18 protein-coding genes and 1 tRNA gene are annotated in these 19,561 nt (G+C 66.6%); 7 read left to right on the top strand and 12 right to left on the bottom strand.

Annotation, left to right across the window (positions count from 1 at the left end):
* Positions 1-248: 248 nt before the first annotated feature.
* The 3 genes from MAA8898_RS16680 to MAA8898_RS16670 all read left to right on the top strand — a co-directional run bounded on the left by MAA8898_RS16680 (position 249) and on the right by MAA8898_RS16670 (position 5,078).
* Positions 249-2,549: an AAA family ATPase gene (locus MAA8898_RS16680; protein WP_245853441.1), complete on the top strand. Its 2,301-nt coding sequence runs from the start codon at positions 249-251 to the stop codon at positions 2,547-2,549.
* The gene (locus MAA8898_RS16675) at positions 2,546-3,850 is read left to right on the top strand and encodes an McrC family protein (protein ID WP_094022157.1); all 1,305 of its coding nucleotides are present in this window, start codon (positions 2,546-2,548) and stop codon (positions 3,848-3,850) included. The genes MAA8898_RS16680 and MAA8898_RS16675 overlap by 4 nt, the downstream gene beginning before the upstream one ends.
* Before the next feature lie 92 nt (positions 3,851-3,942).
* Positions 3,943-5,078, top strand: a protein-coding gene (locus MAA8898_RS16670) for an IS3 family transposase (RefSeq protein ID WP_094022156.1) whose coding sequence is annotated in 2 segments (ribosomal slippage) — positions 3,943-4,233 and positions 4,236-5,078 — 1,134 coding nt in all. Because the reading frame shifts where the segments join, the coding sequence is not laid out codon by codon here.
* Between the two features lie 347 nt (positions 5,079-5,425).
* On the opposite strand, the gene MAA8898_RS16665 is transcribed toward MAA8898_RS16670, so the two are convergent.
* Together MAA8898_RS16665 and MAA8898_RS16660 are read right to left on the bottom strand one after the other, a co-directional pair.
* Positions 5,426-6,406 carry a phosphopantetheine-binding protein gene (locus MAA8898_RS16665; RefSeq protein ID WP_094022155.1) on the bottom strand — a complete coding sequence of 327 codons (981 nt, stop codon included), beginning with the start codon at positions 6,404-6,406 and terminating at the stop codon, positions 5,426-5,428.
* Positions 6,403-7,359, bottom strand: a complete 957-nt coding sequence (locus tag MAA8898_RS16660) for a radical SAM/SPASM domain-containing protein (RefSeq protein ID WP_176445199.1) — start codon at positions 7,357-7,359, stop codon at positions 6,403-6,405. The genes MAA8898_RS16665 and MAA8898_RS16660 overlap by 4 nt, the downstream gene beginning before the upstream one ends.
* A 288-nt stretch (positions 7,360-7,647) precedes the next feature.
* Here MAA8898_RS16660 and MAA8898_RS16655 point away from each other — a divergent pair, with 288 nt between their 5' ends.
* Positions 7,648-8,634 (top strand): UDP-glucuronic acid decarboxylase family protein, encoded by a 987-nt coding sequence (locus tag MAA8898_RS16655; RefSeq protein WP_094022153.1) that lies wholly within the window; start codon positions 7,648-7,650, stop codon positions 8,632-8,634.
* A 28-nt stretch (positions 8,635-8,662) separates the two neighbouring features.
* On the opposite strand, the gene MAA8898_RS16650 is transcribed toward MAA8898_RS16655, so the two are convergent.
* Entirely contained in the window at positions 8,663-9,085 is a 423-nt protein-coding gene (locus MAA8898_RS16650) for a DUF6768 family protein (protein ID WP_094022152.1), read from the bottom strand.
* A gap of 128 nt (positions 9,086-9,213) precedes the next feature.
* Here MAA8898_RS16650 and MAA8898_RS26325 point away from each other — a divergent pair, with 128 nt between their 5' ends.
* Both MAA8898_RS26325 and MAA8898_RS26320 read left to right on the top strand, forming a co-directional pair.
* Complete coding sequence (locus tag MAA8898_RS26325) at positions 9,214-9,429, top strand: Mu transposase C-terminal domain-containing protein (RefSeq protein WP_176445191.1); 216 nt, start codon at positions 9,214-9,216, stop codon at positions 9,427-9,429.
* Positions 9,430-9,468: 39 nt separating this feature from the next.
* The gene (locus MAA8898_RS26320; protein ID WP_245853440.1) at positions 9,469-9,981 is read left to right on the top strand and encodes a tyrosine-type recombinase/integrase; all 513 of its coding nucleotides are present in this window, start codon (positions 9,469-9,471) and stop codon (positions 9,979-9,981) included.
* Between the two features lie 90 nt (positions 9,982-10,071).
* On the opposite strand, the gene MAA8898_RS16640 is transcribed toward MAA8898_RS26320, so the two are convergent.
* Positions 10,072-10,146 (bottom strand) — tRNA-Phe (locus tag MAA8898_RS16640).
* Between the two features lie 135 nt (positions 10,147-10,281).
* Between MAA8898_RS16640 and mnmH the strand changes: the two genes are divergently transcribed.
* Positions 10,282-11,340 carry a tRNA 2-selenouridine(34) synthase MnmH gene (mnmH, locus tag MAA8898_RS16635; RefSeq protein ID WP_094022151.1) on the top strand — a complete coding sequence of 353 codons (1,059 nt, stop codon included), beginning with the start codon at positions 10,282-10,284 and terminating at the stop codon, positions 11,338-11,340.
* Here mnmH and selD read toward each other — a convergent pair.
* The 8 genes from selD to MAA8898_RS16595 form a co-directional block, all read right to left on the bottom strand.
* Complete coding sequence (selD, locus tag MAA8898_RS16630) at positions 11,322-13,448, bottom strand: selenide, water dikinase SelD (RefSeq protein WP_094022150.1); 2,127 nt, start codon at positions 13,446-13,448, stop codon at positions 11,322-11,324. The genes mnmH and selD overlap by 19 nt on opposite strands.
* Before the next feature lie 83 nt (positions 13,449-13,531).
* Positions 13,532-14,068, bottom strand: a complete 537-nt coding sequence (locus MAA8898_RS16625; RefSeq protein ID WP_094022149.1) for a chemotaxis protein CheD — start codon at positions 14,066-14,068, stop codon at positions 13,532-13,534.
* On the bottom strand, positions 14,068-15,255 hold the full coding sequence (locus MAA8898_RS16620) for a CheB methylesterase domain-containing protein (RefSeq protein WP_245853439.1): 1,188 nt from the start codon (positions 15,253-15,255) through the stop codon (positions 14,068-14,070). The genes MAA8898_RS16625 and MAA8898_RS16620 overlap by 1 nt, the downstream gene beginning before the upstream one ends.
* A gap of 56 nt (positions 15,256-15,311) precedes the next feature.
* Complete coding sequence (locus MAA8898_RS16615; RefSeq protein WP_094022148.1) at positions 15,312-15,671, bottom strand: DUF8776 family protein; 360 nt, start codon at positions 15,669-15,671, stop codon at positions 15,312-15,314.
* The gene (locus MAA8898_RS16610) at positions 15,668-16,054 is read right to left on the bottom strand and encodes a response regulator (protein ID WP_094022147.1); all 387 of its coding nucleotides are present in this window, start codon (positions 16,052-16,054) and stop codon (positions 15,668-15,670) included. Before MAA8898_RS16610 ends, MAA8898_RS16615 begins: the two co-directional genes overlap by 4 nt.
* Positions 16,055-16,063: 9 nt before the next feature.
* Complete coding sequence (locus MAA8898_RS16605) at positions 16,064-16,945, bottom strand: CheR family methyltransferase (RefSeq protein WP_094022146.1); 882 nt, start codon at positions 16,943-16,945, stop codon at positions 16,064-16,066.
* A complete protein-coding gene (locus MAA8898_RS16600) occupies positions 16,942-17,409 on the bottom strand; it encodes a chemotaxis protein CheW (RefSeq protein ID WP_094022145.1) in 468 nt (155 codons plus the stop codon). Before MAA8898_RS16600 ends, MAA8898_RS16605 begins: the two co-directional genes overlap by 4 nt.
* A complete protein-coding gene (locus MAA8898_RS16595) occupies positions 17,402-19,561 on the bottom strand; it encodes a chemotaxis protein CheA (protein ID WP_094022144.1) in 2,160 nt (719 codons plus the stop codon). Before MAA8898_RS16595 ends, MAA8898_RS16600 begins: the two co-directional genes overlap by 8 nt.

Here is a 19,561-nt window from a genome sequence, read left to right as displayed (position 1 = left end):
CTACCGTCCGCGTTGTGACGGGTTGGAACAGGGGCGATAACGTTGTCGGGCGTCCTGCCGGAGTGTGTCCCATCGCATGTGATTTCATGACGAGTTCCTTGTGTTCGGTAGGCTGCACCTAATTTTCGGCCCGAACGGGCTTTCCTTCACCCGGCAATCGCGCCACCGTCGCAAAGGCGCGATTGCGGTTTTGCAGGTCGCCGACAGCCTGACTGTCTGGATGGCGTGAGTATGGAGTGTGTCACTTGGTGCAGAACGGGGATTTCCAGAAGAATGAAGCGTCGACGCTTGTCCTGAATCCCGAGGCCGTCGACCGGTGGATCACCCGTCTGCGCCACCACTTTCCCGATCTCGACCGGTTCGACCGTCCGGACCCGGACTTCGAGGCGGGGGAACGGGACTACAAGATCGCAACGGCGGAAAAGCTGAAGGGAATGCTCGACCGGTCGGGATCCGACAAGGATATCCTTGATGCGGTTCATCTCGCTCTCGCCGAAAGCAACATGCTCCAATGGCGGGCCTATTGGCCTATTTCGCCCAAGGGAACGGGTAATCTTGAACTGATCAAACCTGCTTTGGCAGCTCTGGTCAGAGCGGCACAAGGTGATGCTGCAGGCCATCCCGACGCGCTCGAGACATTTGTCTCGGTCTGGATGCAGGCCGTTCCCAAGGCGTCGAAGGACGCGGCCCGACAGATCGCCGAGTTCTTGTTTCTGCATCTGAGTCCTGAGGCGGGCATCTACATCCGGCACACGGTGCGCGAGGCATTCTGGCGCGAGGCGGTGGGCTTGGCATTCCCCAGACACGCCTCGATGGCGGATGTCTATCGCGACGAACTGCGCTTCATGCAGGCGGTGAAACGCGCCTTCGAGGTACGTGGGCTTGCTCCAAGGGACATGCTCGACGTGCAGAGCGCGCTGTGGGTCGTTCACAACTACGAGGATGAGGAGGCGCTGAGCGCCGATCCTGAACACACAACCAGTACCCCAGAGACCGCAAAGAGCATGAGCCAGTCCCCGACCAACCTTATCCTCTACGGCCCGCCCGGCACCGGCAAGACCCACGAGACCGCCTGGGAGGCGGTACGCCTCTGTCTCGGCGATGCTGCGGCCACGCCCCTGAAGGCAGACCGAGCGGCGCTGATGAGCGAATACCGCAGGTTGGTGGCGGAGGGGCGGATCGCCTTCGTCACGTTTCACCAATCCATGTCGTACGAGGAATTCGTCGAAGGGCTGCGGCCCCGGACGGGCGCGACGGAAGACACCGCTCCGGATGAAGAGGGCGCGTCGGTTGGCTTTCGTCTGGAACCGACGCGGGGGATATTCCGGGAAGTTGCCGAAAGGGCCGAAACTGCGTGGCGCGCGGAGGATGCATCCCGACTTGATCCCCGGCAGCGCATCTACCGATTTGCGCTCTCGGGCAACGACTGGCGCGACAGGTTTTCGCGGATCCTGACGACCGGTCTGCTCGACTGGCCTTTTGGCGGGGACATCGATTGGTCAGCACCGGAGTACGAAAACTGGGAGGAAATCAAGGCGCGCAGGAAGCTGGACGATCCGGCGGTGCGCGGGCACCACGCGTCCGTCTACGGCACGTGGTTGTTCCGCGGCACAGCTGAAAACGGGTCCTACGTTCTTCTGACCAATGGACGAAACAGCATCCATGCCTTGGGACGGATCGCAGGCAACTACCGCTTCCAGCCTTCGAAAGGCTCAGAGCCGGCGCGGCATGAGCGTCCCGTGGAGTGGCTGTGGCATGATGCCGACGGAATAGACCGGGCGGGTCTTTATGAGTCCGCATTCACAGGGGGGCATCCCTTCTACCCTCTTTTCGAGGAAAAACTTGATCGGGTCATGCTTGAGCGCGCCATCTTCGGGCAGGTGGCAACGCCCTCCGGCCCAGGCCCGGCGCATGTCCTGATCATCGACGAGATCAACCGCGCCAACATCTCCAAGGTCTTCGGAGAGCTCATCACCCTGCTCGAACCCGACAAGCGGCTGGGGATGCACAATGAAATCCGCCTCACGCTACCCTATTCGAAACGCGCCTTCGGCGTTCCGGCAAACCTGCACGTGATCGGCACGATGAACACGGCCGACCGCTCCATCGCGTTGCTCGACACGGCGCTGCGGCGGCGGTTCCGGTTCCGCGAACTGATGCCTCGTCCGGACCTGCTGGGCGAAGACGTCGACGGAATTGACCTGCGCAGTCTGCTGACCCGGCTGAACGAGCGGATCGAATATCTCTTCGACCGCGAGCACCAGATCGGCCATGCCTATTTCATCGACTGCAAGACGAAGGCCGATGTGGAGGCGATGCTGCGCGACGCCGTGATTCCGCTGCTGGCCGAGTATTTCTACGAGGACTGGTCGAAGGTCGCGATGGTCCTCGAGGGCAGGCCGATCCCAGAGGACGCCGATTTCCAAGGGCAATTCCTGACAGGTCGCCGGTTCACTCCGAACGGCTTCGACTTGGCCGAGGAAGGCCGCGCCCGGATGCGCTGGAGCGTCAACGCGAGCTTCGACTTCACGGCCTACGCCGCGGGATGATCCAGCGCACGATCCTGGAGTGGCGATCGCTGCCCTACGGCCCGGATCCGGCCAGCCCGGAGACGATCCCGGACTGGGCCGCCGACCGGATCGCGGCGGTCGCCGCTGCTTCGGCGCTTTCGGGCGGCGGCACCGGTGTTCTGGAACACGGGCGCAAGGCGCTGCGGGCGAGGGGTGTCGTGGGCGTGATCGCGGCCGAGGGCTGCGCGCTTGAGATCCTGCCCAAGATCGATATGGCCTGCCCGCCCGAGGGCCGGACGCCCGCGATCCGACGGCGGCTGATCCATATGCTCGCCGTGGCGCTGGACCTGACGATCGAAGCCGGTGCGCTGAGCACGCTCGACTGGCAGGACGAAACCATCCTGGAGATCCTGATCCGCCTCTTCGCCGACAAGCTGGCCGATGCGCTGCGCCAGGGAATGCCGCGCGCCTACCTCGGCGAGGAGGACGATCTGCGGGCCCTGCGCGGTTCACTCGACGTGGTGCAGCAGTTCACCCGGCATGCCGTGAACCCGTCGCGGCTTGCCTGCCGGTTCGACGAGCTTTCGCCCGACATCGCTCTGAACCGGATCATGAAGGCGGCGGTGCAGCGCCTCTTGCGCGCGACCCGCAGCCTGCGGAACCAACGCCGCCTGCAGGAGCTGTCCCTTGCCTATGCCGATATCGCGGATATCCCGGTGCCGCGGCTCGACTGGGATGCGGTGCGAATCGACAGGACGAACCGGCGCTGGAGCGAATTGCTGGCGCTGGCCCGCCTGTTGTTGTCGGACCGCTTCCAGACCACGACGAGCGGCGACAGCCGTGGTTTCGCGCTGCTCTTCGACATGAACGTTCTGTTCGAGAGTTACGTGGGCCAGCTGGTCCGCCGGGCGCTGGCGGGCAGCGGTTTTCAGGTCAGCCTGCAAGGCGGGCGCCTGTTCTGCTTGACCGAGGAAGAGACCGGTCGCGCGGTCTTTCAGACCCGGCCCGATATCCTGATCCGCCAGGGTGGGGCGGTGGTGCACGTGGTCGATACAAAGTGGAAGCGTATCGCCGCGCAGGTGGACGACCCGAAACGCGGGGTATCGCAGGCCGACGTCTACCAGATGATGGCCTATGCGCAGGTCTACGACGCGCCGCTCCTGACGCTGCTGTTTCCGCACCACGACGGGTTGCCGCTCGCAGAAGGCGGCCATGCGCGTCACAAGGTAGGACAGGGCGAAGCACGGCTTCAGACCATGACCTTCGACGTGGCGCTTGGTGTTGATGCGGTAGCGCGGTTGCGTGCGATGCTGTTGCCAACCTCTGCTCCAGCCATGTGACATGGACGAGGCCGGCAAGTCTGTGGTGAGAGGTGGTCGCAGGATTTCGGACCAGTTGCTAAGCTGTAGCGACTGACGAAGGAACGACCCAGATGACGAAGCGGAAACGCTATTCGGCAGAGTTCAAGGCCAAGGTTGCGCTTGAAGCCATCCGCGAAGAGCTGACGACGGCCGAACTGGCCAAGAAATACGGCATCCACCCGACGATGATCAGCGGGTGGAAAAAAACGGCGATCAAGAACATGGCATCCGCGTTCGGCGGGAAGGCCGAAGAAGAGCCGCCGATTTCGCAGAAGGACGTGGAAAAGCTGCATGCCAAGATCGGCCAGTTGGTAGTGGAATGCGATTTTTTGTCCGAAGCCTCCAGCCTTATCCTCGGGACTGGAGGCAGAAAGCGGTGACGCAAAATTATCCCGATCTCAGTGTCCGGCGGCAGTGCAGTCTGCTGTCACTGGTGCGCTCCGGTCTTTATTACCACCCGCGCGGCGAAAGCATTGAAAACCTGGCATTCATGGAAATCATCGATCGCCAGTTCCTCGAAACGCCTTGGTACGGCTCGCGGCAAATGGCCCGTCACATGCAGCGAGAGGGGCATAAATGCGGTCGTCATCGCGTGCGCAGGCTGATGCGTCTGATGCGACTGGTGCCGATCTATCAGGAGCCCAAGACCAGCCAGAAGCACCCGGAACACAAGATTTACCCGTACTTGCTCAGAGACTTACCCATCACCCGGCCCAATCAGGTCTGGTGTACCGACATCACCTACATCCCCATGCGCCGGGGCTTCCTGTATCTCGTGGCGATCATGGACTGGCACAGCCGGAAGGTGCTGAGCTGGCGGCTGTCGAATTCCATGGACGCCGGGTTCTGCGTCGAGGCGCTGAAAGAGGCACTGGCCAGATACGGCCCGCCAGAGATATTCAACTCGGACCAGGGCTCGCAGTTCACCAGCATCGACTTCACTGCAGTACTGCACGACGCCAAGGTGAAGATCTCGATGGACGGCCGCGGTCGCTGGATCGACAACCGGATGATCGAGCGCTTCTGGCGATCCCTGAAATACGAGTGCGGCTACCTGAACGCCTTCGAGACAGGCTCAGGAGCCCGCGAGGGGATCGGCGCCTGGATTACCTACTACAACGAAAAGCGCCCGCACTCATCGCATGGGCTGCTGACGCCAAACGAGGCCTATGATACGCCGCCTCAGACCCTGAAAGCCGCCGCCTGACATGAAACCAATGCCACAGCTTAGCCAGGCGGAAAACTGGTCGAAAATTTAGGACCACCTGTGTTCCGATCCAGACCACAAAGTGTCACCTAACGATTCTGAACCCCGGTCAGTGCGGGGACAGCCCGAACGGGGCGCCCCCGCAGTGCCGCCTGTGCGGCGGCTCACGATGACCGGTGCAACTGATGATGCCTCACCCCCGGACCGGATGATCCGGAGCGCCGTTCAAGGACCGTTCGGGGGCAATTCCCGGCCACCTGCGTAGCTGCTGAAGCGGCCTCACCGCCGGCCTGACGTCGCAGCAAGGCAACCTGCCCGAAGGCCGAGAGGCCCCCACAGGGACAGCATCAGGAGCGCGCGTGCAGGCGGCGCTGGCGCAGGGTTGCCCTGGAGGGGCGGGCGGGGGTGCCTTGTCCCCCGAGCACATGGGCCGCCAGCAGGGCCGGGGTCGGGAACTGGAAGATGTCGACGATCCGCACGGGACGCCCGAGCCTTTCCCCCAGCATCAGCTGCAACTCCAGCGCGCGCCGCGAGTCGCCTCCGGCGTGGAAGAAGTTGACCTCGCTGCCGATCGAGGACACGCCCAGGACCTGCGCATAGATGGCGCGCACCTCGGCCAGGAGAGCCGATCGGTCGGCCTCCGGCACGGGTGCAGGGGCTTGCGGGGGCGCTTGCGGGACGGACGCCGCCGACATCGGTCCGCCAAGGTTCTCGGCAGGCACCCCAAGCGCGGTGGCGCCGGGCGGGACGTCGAAGACCGCCGCCGAGCAGGCGCTGACGGTGGCGTCCTCTCCGATCTCGAGGTCAGGCAGAACCGAGGCGTTGGAGCCGATATAGGCGCGCGCGCCGACCCGGACCCGCGCGTTGACCACCGCCCCGGGGGCGAGCACGGCGCCGGCGCCCAGCGTGGCCCCGTGTCCGAGCACCGCCTGCGTGAAGATCACCGCGTGATCGCCGACCGTGGACAGCGCCGAGACGACGCTGCCGCCATAGATCGTGACCGCCCGCCCCTGGGTGGTGCCGCGCAGGTCCACCGCGGGGTGGACAAGGCTGGCAAGTGCGATCCCGAAGCCCTCGATCTTTTCCCGGGCGCGGTCGCGTCCCTTGGTCGAGCGCGCCACCAGGTTCACCGCCTCGTCGCCCGGCTGGTGCCCGGCCAGCGCCGCGAAGGGGCCGACGACCGGCACCCCCATGATCTCAACGCCCTGTTTCGCAGGATCATCGTCCAGCAGCACGATGCGGTCCCAGCGCGGGCTGGCCTCGTTGACCGTGAGCGCGAGGCGGACCGCCTCGGGGTTGCCCGCCGCGCAGAGATAGAGCGTTGTCATGACGGCGAGCGCCGGCGGTCGTAATGGTCCTTCTGGCCCGGCCGCAGCTTGACCGAAACGCCGGTCTTCCAGTCGGTGCAGGTGTCGCAGCGGGCGGGAAGTTCGTCGAACCGGTGGTCGAGGTGCAACTGGCGATAGCCGCGCAGGTTGGCCCAGAGATCGACCAGGCTGTCGTCCCAGGCATTGCCGGCGCTTTCCTCGCCCTCGGTATCGCCCGGGCAGCGCGGCACGCGGCCGTCCCAGAACAGGTGCATCATGGTGATCGCCCAGGGGCAGGCGATGCGCTTTTCGTCGGCCACATCGATCGCGGTCTCGAACTTGCCGCCCCAGCTCAACTGCCGGCGCAGCTTGACCGTGGCGCCCAGGCCCAGCCAGTGATCGCGGTAGACCTCGAACTCGGTGACATTGTCTTCCATCTCGATGAACTGGACCATGATCTCGGGGCCGCTGCCGCGGCGCTGGCGCTCTTCCAGCAGGAACTGGACATTGGCATAGACGATGTCGCGATTGCCGAGGAACCGGTATTTCTCATAGGTAGCCTTCTCGAACCCGTCGATCCCGATGACGATCGTCGACAGCCTGGTATCGAGCAGCCTTCTGGCCACGTCTTTGGTCAGCCGCATGCCGTTGGTATTGAGGTTGAGCGAGCGCAGGCCGACGCCGGCGCCATAGGTCAGCATCTCGATCAGCCGGTCGGGCATCAGCAGCGGCTCGCCGCAGAACGAGAACCAGACATTGGTGGCCGGGGCCACCTCGGCGATCTCGTCCGCACATTTCTGCCAGAGCTGCATGGGAAGATTGCCCTTCGGGCGCTGCATCCGGTCGTGGTGGCACATGGTGCAGTTGAGGTCGCAGTCGGCGCAGAGCTCGACGGCAAAGATCTTCGGGAAGGCCGGGTTCCTGAGCCCGGACTCGATGCGGGTCAACTCGGCGATGTGTTCGGGCTTTTCCATGCAATTCGGCTCCAACCGCTGGATCAATTGAATTGCCCCACCCTCCTTCTTGATACGGGATCGCGGGGCTGCCCGATTTGACATGGATCAACTCAAATTGGCTGCAAAACCGGCTTAGTTGTCAGGCCGGGCGCCACCCTGCGTGTGCCGCCGACAGGGGCTCGGATCGGGACCGCGACGGCGCCGGGCGCGCGTCTGCGGCAGTTCGGGCGTTTCCGGGGATACCGAGGGCCATGCGGGTAACATCATGAGGACAAGAGAAAAACGGATGATGGGATCGCAGGCGGCATGACGACGCGACAGTTTCGCCGCACCCGCAGCCTCGTCACCGGGGGCGCGGGGTTCATCGGCTCGCACCTGTGCGACAGCCTGCTGGGTTCGGGCCACGAGGTGATCTGCGTGGACAATCTGTTTACCGGAACGAAACGCAATATCGACCATCTGCTCGGGCGGCGCCGCTTCGAGTTCCTGCGCCATGACGTGACCCGCCCGCTGAAACTCGAGGTGGACGAGATCTACAACCTCGCCTGCCCCGCCTCGCCGATCCATTACCAGCATGACCCGGTGCAGACCATCAAGACCTCGGTGCATGGCGCGATCAACCTGCTGGGCCTGGCCAAGCGCCTCGACTGCCGGATCCTGCAGGCCTCCACCAGCGAGGTCTACGGCGATCCGCTGGAGCATCCGCAGCGCGAAACCTACTGGGGCAACGTCAACCCCATCGGCATCCGGTCGTGCTATGATGAAGGCAAGCGCTGCGCCGAAACCCTGTTCTTCGACTACCACCGGCAGCACGGGGTAAAGATCAAGATCGCGCGGATCTTCAATACCTACGGGCCAAGGATGACCCCCGATGATGGCCGGGTCGTGTCGAACTTCATCGTCCAGGCGCTGTCGGGCGCGCGCATCACGGTGCACGGGACGGGCGCGCAGAGCCGGACCTTCTGTTATGTCGATGACCTCGTCACCGGGTTGCGGCGCCTGATGGACACCCCGGACGGGATCTGCGGGCCGGTCAACCTGGGCAGCGCGCGGGAATCCTCGATCAAGGATCTCGCGGTCCTGATCCGCGATCTGACCGGCTCGACCGCGCCGCTGGATTTCGTCGCCCGGCCGAGCGACGACCCGAGCCGCAGGCAACCCGACCTGCGGCTGGCCCGGGATCTTCTCGACTGGCAACCGGTGACCGATCTGAGAACCGGGCTGCTGGAAACGATCGGTTTTTTCCGCGCCGTGCTGGCCGAGGCACCCCCCGCGCGGCCTGCGAAGCACTAACCGCGCCGCCTCGGTGAGGCGAATTGCATCAGCTGTCGCCCTCGGTGGTTTGCATCGCCGCAGACGGATCGGCCCCGGCCTGCGCTTCGATTTCGTGCCGCGCCAGGACCAGGATCTCGATACGTTTGAGGGCGCGCAGGATGCGTTCGCTGTGAAGATGCGGCGCCATGCTGGTCTTGATCTGCACCGCCAGGATCAGCGCCGTCGTCGCGGGCAAGCCGGATTTCAGCGCCGCCAGTGCATCGGTCGCCGCGAAAAAGCGCAGCCCCCAGATTACGGCCAGAACGAAGAGCGCCAACTGGACCACCCAGCTGATCCAGAATATCCAGGCCAGCCGCCCGGCCCGCATGGCCCTCACCAACCCGAGCCACCCATGCGGCTGCGAGGACCGCAGCAGGTGCTGTTCGGTGTCGGTTGCCAGTTCCTTGATCCGAGCATCGAGATACGACATGGTGCCCCCTTTGAAGCCTCTGGTCCGTTTCCTGTGCAAGGTCACAGTCGAAGTCGCGCCCGGAACCGTCAAGAGAGGCGCAGTGCCGCACTTTCCCTGTCACCAAATGGGAGGCGCTCTCATCGGAGATGATGGGCGACATCCCCTTCGAGATTGAAGCCTTTCAGGTGAGCTTCCTGCCCAGCGAACTGCGCAAGGCCTGGCGTGACGGCATCCATCTCTTCGAGATACGGCACTGGTCCGATGCCCTTGCAGGCCGTGTTGGGCGCGGGGAAAGAAAGGTGGTCGTTCGCTATGACCCTCGCGATCTTTCGGTGATCTGGGTCGAACTGGACGATGGCTGATACGTTGAGGCGCGGTATCGCAACCTGGAATTCCCGCCCGTGTCTCTTTGGGAATATCGCGAGGCCATTGGGAAGGCGCGTGCCCTTGGAAAGTCGGGGGCGAATGAATTGGTCCTCGCTGAGCTGATCCGACAGCAACGCCAGATCGAGGCTGAAAGCCGGGGCCTGACCTTCATTCAGCACAAGGGGCGGAACCGCAATCCTGTGCGCATGGAAATTCCGATCATTCCCGAACTTCAACGGATCATCGAAGCAACCCCAACCGGCGATCTCACCTATCTTGTGAACGAGCGTGGCACGCCCTGGACGGCGGGCAGCTTTGGCAACCGATTCCGAAAGTGGGCGCGTGAAGCGGGGCTTGAAGATTGCCCCCTGCATGGGTTGCGGAAGGCGGCGGCTGCGCGGCTGGCCGAACTTGGCTGCACGGAATTCGAGATCATGGCGATCACCGGGCACCGGACCTTGAAAGAAGTGACGCGCTACACATGCGCAGCGCGACAGAAGACACGCGCGGAGTCCGCTCTCAGGAGGCTTACAGATGGACAGAACTAGAACGAAAGTGTCCCACTTTTGGGGGCGGTGCGAACGGGTGGGACAGAACCGACATGCAACCCGTTGAAATCACATGATGCGCTCAGGAAGTGGTGCCCGGGGGCGGAATCGAACCACCGACACGAGGATTTTCAATCCACTGCTCTACCCCTGAGCTACCCGGGCACGGGAGAAGGAAGTCCTTCGGGTGCGGGCGGTTTAGCCGAGGTCTCAGCCGGTGTCCAGCGGGTTTTGCAGCGGAAATCGAACCACCCGTGCAGGGCGCTTTTCAACCCCGACGGGGCGGGATAGACCGTCGGAATGACCCTCGCCGCCGACAGCCTCGATACCTTCTACACGCACGGCTTCGACGCCGTCATCGACGTCCGCAGCCCGGCCGAGTTCGCCGAGGACCGGGTGCCCGGGGCCATCAACCTGCCCGTCCTCGACAACGACGAACGCGCCCGGGTCGGCACGATCTACAAGCAGGAAAGCCCGTTCAAGGCGCGCAAACTGGGCGCCGCGCTGGTGTTCCGCAACGCCGCCAACCATATCGAGCAGCGTCTGTCGCATCACGACGGCGCCTGGCGGCCGCTGGTCTACTGCTGGCGCGGCGGGCAGAGGTCCGGCGCCTTCACCTGGATGCTGCGCGAGATCGGCTGGCGCGCCGACGTGGTGCAGGGCGGCTACCGCACCTATCGCCGGCTGGTGACCGCCTGTCTCTACGACATGCCGCTGCCGCACCGGCTGGTGCAACTGGGCGGCTATACCGGCACCGCCAAGACGGCCCTGTTGCCGCGGCTGGCCCGACGCGGCGTTCAGGTGTTGGACCTCGAAGGGCTGGCGCGGCACCGCGGATCTCTGCTGGGGGACATGCCGGGCGGGCAGCCGGCGCAGAAGGGATTCGAATCGGACCTGGCGCAGGCCCTGCATCATCTCGATCCGGCGCGACCGGTCGTGGTCGAGGCGGAAAGCAGCAAGATCGGCCAGATCAACCTGCCGCCCGCGCTCTGGGACGCGATGAAAACCGCCCCCTGGGTCGAGATCGCGGCCCCGCTGAAGGCACGCGCGCGCTACCTGGCCGAGGCCTACGAGGATATCCTGGCCGACGGCGAACGGCTGAAGGCAAAGCTCGCGCCGCTGCGCTTTCACCGTGGCCACGCGCTGGTCGACGCCTGGGAGACGCTGATCGCCGATGGCGACCGCCTGGCCCTCTGCCGCTCGCTGGCCGAGGATCACTACGATCCGGCATACCGCACCTCGATGCGCGCGACCGCGCCGCAGGTGCTGCACCGCGAGGAGACCGCGGCGCTGGATCCCGCATCGCTGGACGATCTCGCCGACCGGCTTGCCGAGCGTCTTCACACGATCCGGATCTGACCCGCCGCGTCGGTCATCCGGCCGATGCAGACCGCGCCGTAGCCCGCCGCCGCCAACTCTGCCAACAGCGCCGCCGGGTCGCCGGGCACCGCCGCCAGCAGGCCGCCGGAGGTCTGCGGGTCGATCAGCAGGTCATGCCGGGGCGTGTCGGCCAGGTCGGGGAAGGGCGCGCGATTGTCAGGGTAGAGACTGGAGCGGACGCCTTCCGCGGCCAGCCGCAGCGCCCCGGGCAGGACCGGCACGGCTTCCAGCTTGATCTCGGCGCCGGTGCCGGAGTTCAGGCAGATGTTGCGCAGGTGGCCCAGCAGGCCAAAGCCGGTGACATCGGTCATCGCATGGGCCCCCCGCAACACCGCAGCGGCCGCCCCCTGCGACACCTGCATCGCCTCCAGCACCGCCGCCACCTCGTCGCCCCGCGCCGTGCCGGCCATCTCGGCGGCCATGACCACGCCGGATCCGATCGGCTTGGTCAGGATCAGCGCGTCGCCCGGCCGGGCGCCGGACAGGCGGATCGGTGCGCCCTCGCATATCCCGGTCACGGTAAAGCCGATCGTCAGTTCCGCCCCTTGCGAGCTGTGGCCGCCGACGATCTCGGCCCCGGCCTCCGCCATGACCTCGCGTGCCGCCGTCATGATCTCGGTCAGGCTGCGCGCGGCGAGAGTCGGCGCCATGCGCGGCAGGATCACGCTGGCGACCGCCGCCCGGGGCCGCGCGCCCATGGCCCAGATGTCGCTCAGCGCGTGTTGCGCCGCGATCCGCGTCATGACCACCGGATCGGCCTCCATCTCGCGCAGGTGGTCGGTGCTGAGCACGGTGTTCACGCCGCCGATCTCGATGACCGCCGCGTCGTCGCCCGGCAGCAGCCCGCAGCCCAGCGCGGCGTTCAGCGCGCCCTGGCCCAGCTTGGCGCCGCAGCCACCGCACAGCACCTTGTCGCCCAGCTCCGCGCTGCCGGCGGCGCGCGGCCGGGGCAGGGCGGGCGCGGCCATCTTCGGCAAGCGCTTGAACTTGTCCATGAAGCTGCGGTCGATGCGGTCCTTCCAGCGCCAGACCCAGGGGCCTGAGAATGTCAGGCCAAAGCGGTCGCCCATCGCGGATTTTTCGCCCAGCGAGATCAGCTTGAGGTAGTCGCTCTGTGGCCGGTACGTCTTGAACGGCCCGGTTTCGCGCAGCGCGGCCAACAGGTTCCGGTGCAGGACCGGGGCCTGCCGGACGGCGTAGACCCCGGCCTTGGGGCGCGGCGCATAGGCCATGTGCGCGCAGTCTCCGGCGGCAAAGACGCGCGGGTCCGAGGTCCGCAGCTGTGGGTCCACCGTCAGGAACCCTGCCGAATGGGTCAGCCCGGTCTCCGCCAGCCAGGGGTGCGGCCGTGCGCCCGCCGCCCCGCAGACAAAGCCCGCGTGGATCGTCCCGTCCGACAGCGCCAGGCCTTCGGCGGTGACAGCCGTGACCTCGGCCTGTTCGCGCAAGCAGACACCGGCCTCCGCCAGGCCGCGCCGCAGGCGCCGTGCCGCGGCCGGGCGCAAGGCGCTCAGCGCGGTGCCCTTCTCGACCAGGTGGATCACCGCCGCCCGCCCCTTTGCGCGCAAGGCGTGCCCCATGGCCAGCGCCAGCTCGGCCCCCGCCACGCCGCCGCCGATCACCGCCACCTCGGCCGGTCCGTCCCCGGACAGGTAGGCCTGCCAGGCCGTGGCAAAGGCATCAAGCGGCTTGGCCGGCACGGCATGGTCTGCAAAGCCGGGCAGGTCGGGCAGGTCCGTGGTGATGCCGATGTCGATCGACGCGATGTCATACGCGACGGGCGGGCGCCCGGGGACATGGATCAGCCGCGCGGCGCGGTCGATCCCCGTGGCCGCGCCGATGACCACCCGCGCCCCGGCGAACCGCGCCAGCCGCACCAGGTCGATCTCCAGCGCGTCCCGCAGGTAGTGTCCCGCCACGTGGCCCGGCAACATGCCCGAATAGGGTGCGGTCGGTGCCGGGTTGATCACCGTGACCCGCGTGCCGGGCAGCGGGTTCATGCCCCACATCCGCAGCACCAGCGCATGCGTGTGCCCGCCGCCGATCAGCACCAGGTCACGGGTGAAGGGATGTGCGCTGTTCTGCATTCCGGCCTTCCTGACTGGGCGCGGGCGAGGTCCTGCCTTGGGACGCCGCACCGCCGCAGGTCGGGATAGCGCCGAACGCCCGGTCAGAAAAGCGTGATTTCCTCCGCACGTTTCGGGCGCGGGATCGGCGCGGGCTTTTCCACCGGCAGCGCCGCCACGTCGCCCGAGACCATCAGCTGCCGCACCCGCCCGGTTGTCGGCCAGAAGCGGATGCGCCGGGCCGAGGTGCCGCCCACGCTTTCCGCGACGCAGGGGATCCCCTCGTCGGACAGGAATTTCCGCGCAAAGGCGGCGTTCGAGGCGCCGATGTCGCGCAGGTTGCCCATCATGCTGGCCCCGCCGAACATCTTGGCCCGCAGTTCGCTCCGGTCCGCGCCCTGCCGCAGCAGCCCGTTGATCAGCAGCTCCATCGCGTAGGCGCCGTAGCGCACGTTGGCAACGTGCTCACCCTCGCGGCTGGGCAACAGAAAGTGGTTCATGCCGCCGATCCGGCGCATCGGGTCAAACATGCAGACGGCGATGCAGGAGCCCAGCACCGTCGTGAGCATGACCTCCGCCTGCTCGGATATGCTGAATTCCCCCTGCACGACGTTGATCACCTGTTCCTGGTCTTTTGTCATTAGTGCAACTCCCTGCCATGGCGTCTGTCGGATGCCCGGGCGGCAAGCAGCGCATCGCCGATCCGGTCGAGAGGCAGCACTCTTTGCACCGCGCCGCAGTCCACCGCCGCCCGCGGCATGCCGTAGACGACGCAGCTTGCCTGGTCCTGGGCGATGGTGCAGGCCCCGGCATCGAACAGCGCCTTCATCCCGGCCGCGCCGTCGCGCCCCATGCCGGTCAGCAGCGCCGCCGTCACCCGGGCCGCGACGGGCACGGCAGAGTAAAACAGCATGTCCACCGAGGGCACGTGCCCGGAAACCGGCCCGTCCTCCAGCAGGCAGGCCCGGGTGGCCGATCCCTTTTGCAGGACCAGGTGCGCCCTGGTCCCGGCGCCGATCAGGACCTGCCCGCGCCCCACGCTCTCGGTCCCGGTCGCCAGCCGCACCTGCGGCAGGCATTGCCGGTTCAGCAGCCCGGCAAGGCTTTCGCCGAAACCGGACCCGGTGTGCTGCACGACGAGGGTCGGCGGGCAGTCGGCCGGAAAGCGCGACAGCACCGTGAGCAGCGCATCGACCCCCCCGGTGCTCGCCCCGATCAGGATCACCCGATCCTCACCCTCCGGCGGCACCGGGGCCGGAGGCGGCGGCCGCGTCATCGCCGGGACCGCCGCCAAGGCCGGCGAACGGCGCGCCGAAAGCGGCTGCACGGGGCCGGCGGCCAGCCGGTCGGCGACGGCAGGCCGCGGCGTGGACACGGCGGCACGGGGTGGCGGGGCCATGTCCGGTGTCGCGTCCGGCGTCGCGGCCGGCACGGCGCGCCGTTCGGTGCGGGTCAGGGCGTACATCTGCTGGGCAAATGCCTCGTCAGAGGCGTCCGCGCCGATCGAAAACAGGTCCGACCCGGCTTCGCGGCCGCCAAAGACCTGTTTGCCGCCAGCCACGCCGCCGCTGCGATGCGCGGAGGTCATCACCAGCCAGCGCACGTCCAGCGTCGCGAACAGCGCCCGCATGACCTCGAACTCGGGCAGCGTCGCCAGCACGTCCGAGATCAGCACAGCCTGCGGTTGCCGCTCTTCGACCTCGTTGTAGGTGTTCATCAGGTCCGCGGTCCGGGCGACGATCCGGAACTCCGGCAGAGTGTCCACCAACTGCTCCATCAGGGTCCGCTGGCGGGCATCTGGTGAGGCGATGACGACGGTCTTCTTCATGGGACTGGCACCTGGACAACAATCGACCTCACCGCGCACAGCAGCCGCGCGCGGTGTCAGAACAGTTCGGGATGGCCGGCCGCCGCGGCGGGTTTCTGCCGGCCGCCCAGCCGCTCGGCCATGTCGCGCAGGGGCACGGCGCTGAGCGCATCGGCGGTGTTCACCAGGCCGTCGGACCCGGTCTCGGCCGCGACCTGCCCAAGGTAGTCGGCCAGGGCGCCGATGGACTGCCGCAGCATGTCCAGCTCCTGCAACATCCCGATGGACTGGGTGTCCAGCGCCGCGGGCGTCGCCACCAGCACCGCGTCAAGCCCGCGCTCCAGCCGTTCCAGGCGCATGTACAGCCCCTCCAGTTCGGACGATGCGCGCTGCGTCGCGACGCGCAGCGGCAGAACGGTCCCCGTGCCGAAACTCATAGGCGCCCAACCACGCTTTCGATGCATTGCTTCATGGAGGCCGAGGTAAAGGGCTTCTTGATCATGTTGTTCAGGCCCAGGCGCTTTGCCTCGGCGACGATCTCCGGTGTCGGCCGTCCCGTCACCAGGATAAAGCCGATCTTCTGCGTCGCCTGATGGCTGCGCACCGCCTTCAGCAGGCCCAGCCCGTCGAGACCGGGCATGTTGAAATCCGACAGCACCAGGTGCACCGGGTTCGTCGCCATCCGTTCCAGCGCGGCGCGGCCGTCGTTCTCGGTGACGTAGTTCTTGACGCCGATGTCATCGAGCGCCTGGGTGATCAGGCCACGGCTTGTCGCCATGTCGTCGACGACCATGACCCTGAGTTGGTCCTTCAATCCCATCTTGCTCTCCTATTGCAGCGGCGGCTTTGCCGCGCCTTGCAGCTTGCGGTAGCTGGTGATCCCGACGCCCTGGACGTCTTGCAGGGCGGGGCCGGAGACCCGCTCGGAATGACCGATGAACAGCAGGCCCCCGGGTGGCAGCATCGCGATGAACCTCTGCCAGAGCGTCTGCTGGGTCTGCTGGCTGAAATAGATCGCCACGTTGCGGCAAAAGATGACGTCGAAAGGCCCCTTGACCGGCCAGCTGTTGACCAGGTTCAGCTCGTTGAAGGTGATCAGGGCCTTGAGGTCCGCCGACACGGCATGGCGCGTCTCGTCGCCGGGCAGGGCGGACAGCCATTTTCCCCGCGGACCGGCCGGGATGCCGGCGACCTCCTCGGCCGGGTACGCCCCGGCGCGGGCCTTCTCGACGATCTTGGGGTCGATGTCGGTGGCGAGGATCCGCAGGTCCAGCCGCGCGGCCTCGGGGACCGCCTCCAGCACCGTCATCGCGATCGAATAGGGCTCCTGGCCCGAGGAACACCCGGCCGACCAGATCCGCACCCGGCCGCCGTCGCGCGCGCGTTTGCCGAGGTCGCCGGCCAGTGCCTCGCGCAGCGTGTCGAAATGGTGCCTTTCGCGAAAAAAGCTGGTGACATTGGTCGTCAGGGCCGAGATCAGCTCCAGCCGCTCGGCTTCCTCGTCGCGCCGGTTGAGCAGCGCAAGGTAGTCGGAAAAGCTGGTCACCTGCCGCGACTTCAACCGCCGCGAGAGGCGGGAATAGACCAGCGGCTTCTTGCTTTCGGCGAGGTTGAGGCCAAAGCGGGCCTGCGCCAGTTCCGCGATGGCCCGGAAATCCGCGTCGCTGAAGGGAATGTCGCGCATGAAGGCGCCCGGCGGCGGCGTGCTCATGAAGGCAGGCCTTTCCCGGAGTCGATCACCGCGCCCAGGTTGACCACGCGCACCATGGCGTCATCCACCGAGATCATGCCCAGGATGCTGTTGCGCGTCGCCTCGGACTTGATGTCCGGGGTTTCCTGGATGGCGCCTTTTTCCACCGACAGGATTTCCGACACCGACTCCACCAGCAACCCGATGGTGGCCCCCTCCACCGCGGCGACGATCACCACGTTGCGTTCGTTCGCCGGGGTGCGGCCCAGGCCGAAGCGCGCCGAGAGGTCAAAGATCGGGATCACCGCCCCGCGCAGGTTCATCACTCCCAGCACGTCGTCCGGGGTGTGCGGCAGGGCGGTGACCGGGGTCCAGCGGCGGATCTCGCGGATCTGGGTGATCTCCAGGCAGTAGCTCTGGCCGCCGGCCGAAAAGGTGATGAATTCGAATTGCGTATCGACAAGCGCTTCCGCGGGCTCAGCCATGACGAAGCTCCATTCTGCTGTGCTGTGCAAAGGGGTCGGTGCCCGAGGTGTGGGCGAGCCTGATCAGCTCTTCCGGGTCCAGGATCAGGGCGATCTTGCCGTCGCCCAGGATCGTCGCGGCCGAGACGCCGGGGATCGCGGCATAGTTGCTTTCCAGGCTCTTGATCACCACCTGGCGCTGGTCGTGGATGGCCGTCACCCGCAGCGCGGTCAGCCCCTGCATCTCGGTGCTGACCAGCAGCAGGATGCCGGTGCCCTTGTCGTCGCCGCTGCCGTGCAGGCCCAGGCTCTCGGCCACGTCGACGATCGGCACGTAGGACCCGCGCACGCTGACCACCTCGCTGTCGGTCCCCACCACGTGGATGTCGCGCGGGTTGGGTCGGATCGTCTCCAGGATCGACGAAATCGGGATCACCATCGTCTGGTCGCCGACGGAGATCACGAAGCCGTCCATCACCGCTAGCGTCAGCGGCAGGACGATGGCAAAGGTCGTGCCCTTGCCCGGGGTCGAGGTGATCGACACCCGCCCGCCCAGCGCGTGGACCGCGTTCTTGACCACGTCCATGCCCACGCCGCGCCCGGACAGGGCCGAGACCTGGCCCGCGGTGGAAAAGCCGGGCAGGAACAGCAGGTTGTCGATCTCGGCATCGGACAGTTCGGCCTCCGGCGGCACCAGCCCCTTCTCGACCGCCTTCTGCAGGATCCGTTCGCGGTTGAGCCCGGCACCGTCGTCGGCGATTTCGATGAACACGCTGCCCGAGCGGTGCGCGGCCGAGAGGCGGATCGTGCCGGTCGGGTCCTTGCCTTCGGCGGTGCGGACCTCGGGCTGTTCCAGGCCGTGGTCCACCGCGTTGCGCACCATGTGCGTCAGCGGATCGGCCAGCCGTTCGATCACCGTCTTGTCGACCTCGGTCGAATCGCCGACCGTCACCATCTTCGCCTTCTTGCCGGTGGCGTCCGAGGCCTCGCGCACGATCCGCGACATGCGCTGGAACAGCGGCTTGACCGGCTGGGCGCGGATCGCCATCACGCCTTCCTGGATGTCGCGCGCCAGCAGCTTGTAGGCTTCCAGCTCGTTGGTCAGATGGGCGACGGTCGGCAGGTCCAGTTCCTCGATCCGCTGCGAGATCATCGCCTGGTTGATGATCAACTCGCCCACGGTGTTGATCAGCCGGTCCACCCGGTCGAGATCGACGCGCAGCGTCGGCTTGGGGCCACGCGCCTCCTTGGAGGCGGATGCCGCGGCGGCAGACCCGGCGGCGGCCTTGCGGTCCGGCTCCGGCCCGCTGCGCGGCTCGGGGCGCGATGGCCCGGCCTCTGCCGACGCGGCCGGGCTGCTCTCGTCCTCGGCGACGTCGTCATCGGTTTCCGGCACCGCCACGGGCACGGCCGGCAGGGGCAGGGCGGAGGCATCCACCGACACCTCGAGCGCGCACAGCCCCTCGACGAATTCGAACACCTCATGCAGCGTCGTTTCCGGCTCGGAGGTGGTCAGGCGCAGCGTCCAGGACAGCACCGCGTCCGACGGGTCAAAGCTGTCGAACTCCGGCAGCTTGCCCAGGTCCGCCTCGACCTCCAGCGTGCCCAGTTCGGCCAGCGCGTCGAAGATCAGCAGCGGCTCGTGCCCGTTCTCGTACAGCGCCCGTGTCGGGGCAAAGCGGATGTCGAACACCCGCAGCCCGGCGGCGTCGTCGGCCGGCGGCAGCGCCACCTCGGGGCCGTCGAAATCCAGCGTCACCGCTTCAAAGCTGAATTCTTCCTCGGCGCTCTCGGTGCCGAGATAGGCCTCCAGCTCCTTCAGCAGTGCGGTTTCCGCGTCGTCGTCAAGCGGGCTGTCGTCCCGCGCGGCGGCGACAAGGTCGGCCAGCTGGTCGCCGGACCTGTGGAACAGGCTCATCAGCTTGGCATCGACGGCAAGCTCGCGGTCGCGGACCTTGTCCATCACCGTTTCGAACGAATGCGCAAAGGACACGAGCCGGTCCAGGCCAAAGGCCCCGGCGCCGCCCTTGATCGAATGGACCGACCGGAAGACCGCGTTGATCACCTCCATGTCGTCGGGGCTCGCCTCCATCTGGGCGAGCCCTTCGACCAGGGCTTCGAGAAGCTCTTCGCATTCCTCGAAGAAGGTGTCCTTGATGGAATTGCCTGACAT

Source organism: Antarctobacter aquimaris, assembly GCF_900184945.1.
Classification (GTDB): Bacteria; Pseudomonadota; Alphaproteobacteria; order Rhodobacterales; family Rhodobacteraceae; genus Maliponia; species Maliponia aquimaris.
This window is presented reverse-complemented; position numbering and strand designations above follow the sequence as displayed.

Bases quoted from the DNA above. Each gene is read 5' to 3' on its own strand.
- MAA8898_RS16595 (WP_094022144.1), bottom strand. From the start codon at position 19,561: ATGTCAGGCAATTCCATCAAGGACACCTTCTTCGAGGAATGCGAAGAG.
- MAA8898_RS16665 (WP_094022155.1), bottom strand. From the start codon at position 6,406: ATGACAACGCTCTATCTCTGCGCGGCGGGCAACCCCGAGGCGGTCCGC.
- MAA8898_RS16620 (WP_245853439.1), bottom strand. From the start codon at position 15,255: ATGAAGAAGACCGTCGTCATCGCCTCACCAGATGCCCGCCAGCGGACC.
- MAA8898_RS16600 (WP_094022145.1), bottom strand. From the start codon at position 17,409: ATGGCTGAGCCCGCGGAAGCGCTTGTCGATACGCAATTCGAATTCATC.
- MAA8898_RS16615 (WP_094022148.1), bottom strand. From the start codon at position 15,671: ATGAGTTTCGGCACGGGGACCGTTCTGCCGCTGCGCGTCGCGACGCAG.
- MAA8898_RS16625 (WP_094022149.1), bottom strand. From the start codon at position 14,068: ATGACAAAAGACCAGGAACAGGTGATCAACGTCGTGCAGGGGGAATTC.
- MAA8898_RS16605 (WP_094022146.1), bottom strand. From the start codon at position 16,945: ATGAGCACGCCGCCGCCGGGCGCCTTCATGCGCGACATTCCCTTCAGC.
- MAA8898_RS16660 (WP_176445199.1), bottom strand. From the start codon at position 7,359: ATGGAAAAGCCCGAACACATCGCCGAGTTGACCCGCATCGAGTCCGGG.
- MAA8898_RS16675 (WP_094022157.1), top strand. From the start codon at position 2,546: ATGATCCAGCGCACGATCCTGGAGTGGCGATCGCTGCCCTACGGCCCG.
- MAA8898_RS26325 (WP_176445191.1), top strand. From the start codon at position 9,214: ATGATGGGCGACATCCCCTTCGAGATTGAAGCCTTTCAGGTGAGCTTC.
- selD (WP_094022150.1), bottom strand. From the start codon at position 13,448: ATGCAGAACAGCGCACATCCCTTCACCCGTGACCTGGTGCTGATCGGC.
- MAA8898_RS16655 (WP_094022153.1), top strand. From the start codon at position 7,648: ATGACGACGCGACAGTTTCGCCGCACCCGCAGCCTCGTCACCGGGGGC.
- mnmH (WP_094022151.1), top strand. From the start codon at position 10,282: ATGACCCTCGCCGCCGACAGCCTCGATACCTTCTACACGCACGGCTTC.
- MAA8898_RS16610 (WP_094022147.1), bottom strand. From the start codon at position 16,054: ATGGGATTGAAGGACCAACTCAGGGTCATGGTCGTCGACGACATGGCG.
- MAA8898_RS16650 (WP_094022152.1), bottom strand. From the start codon at position 9,085: ATGTCGTATCTCGATGCTCGGATCAAGGAACTGGCAACCGACACCGAA.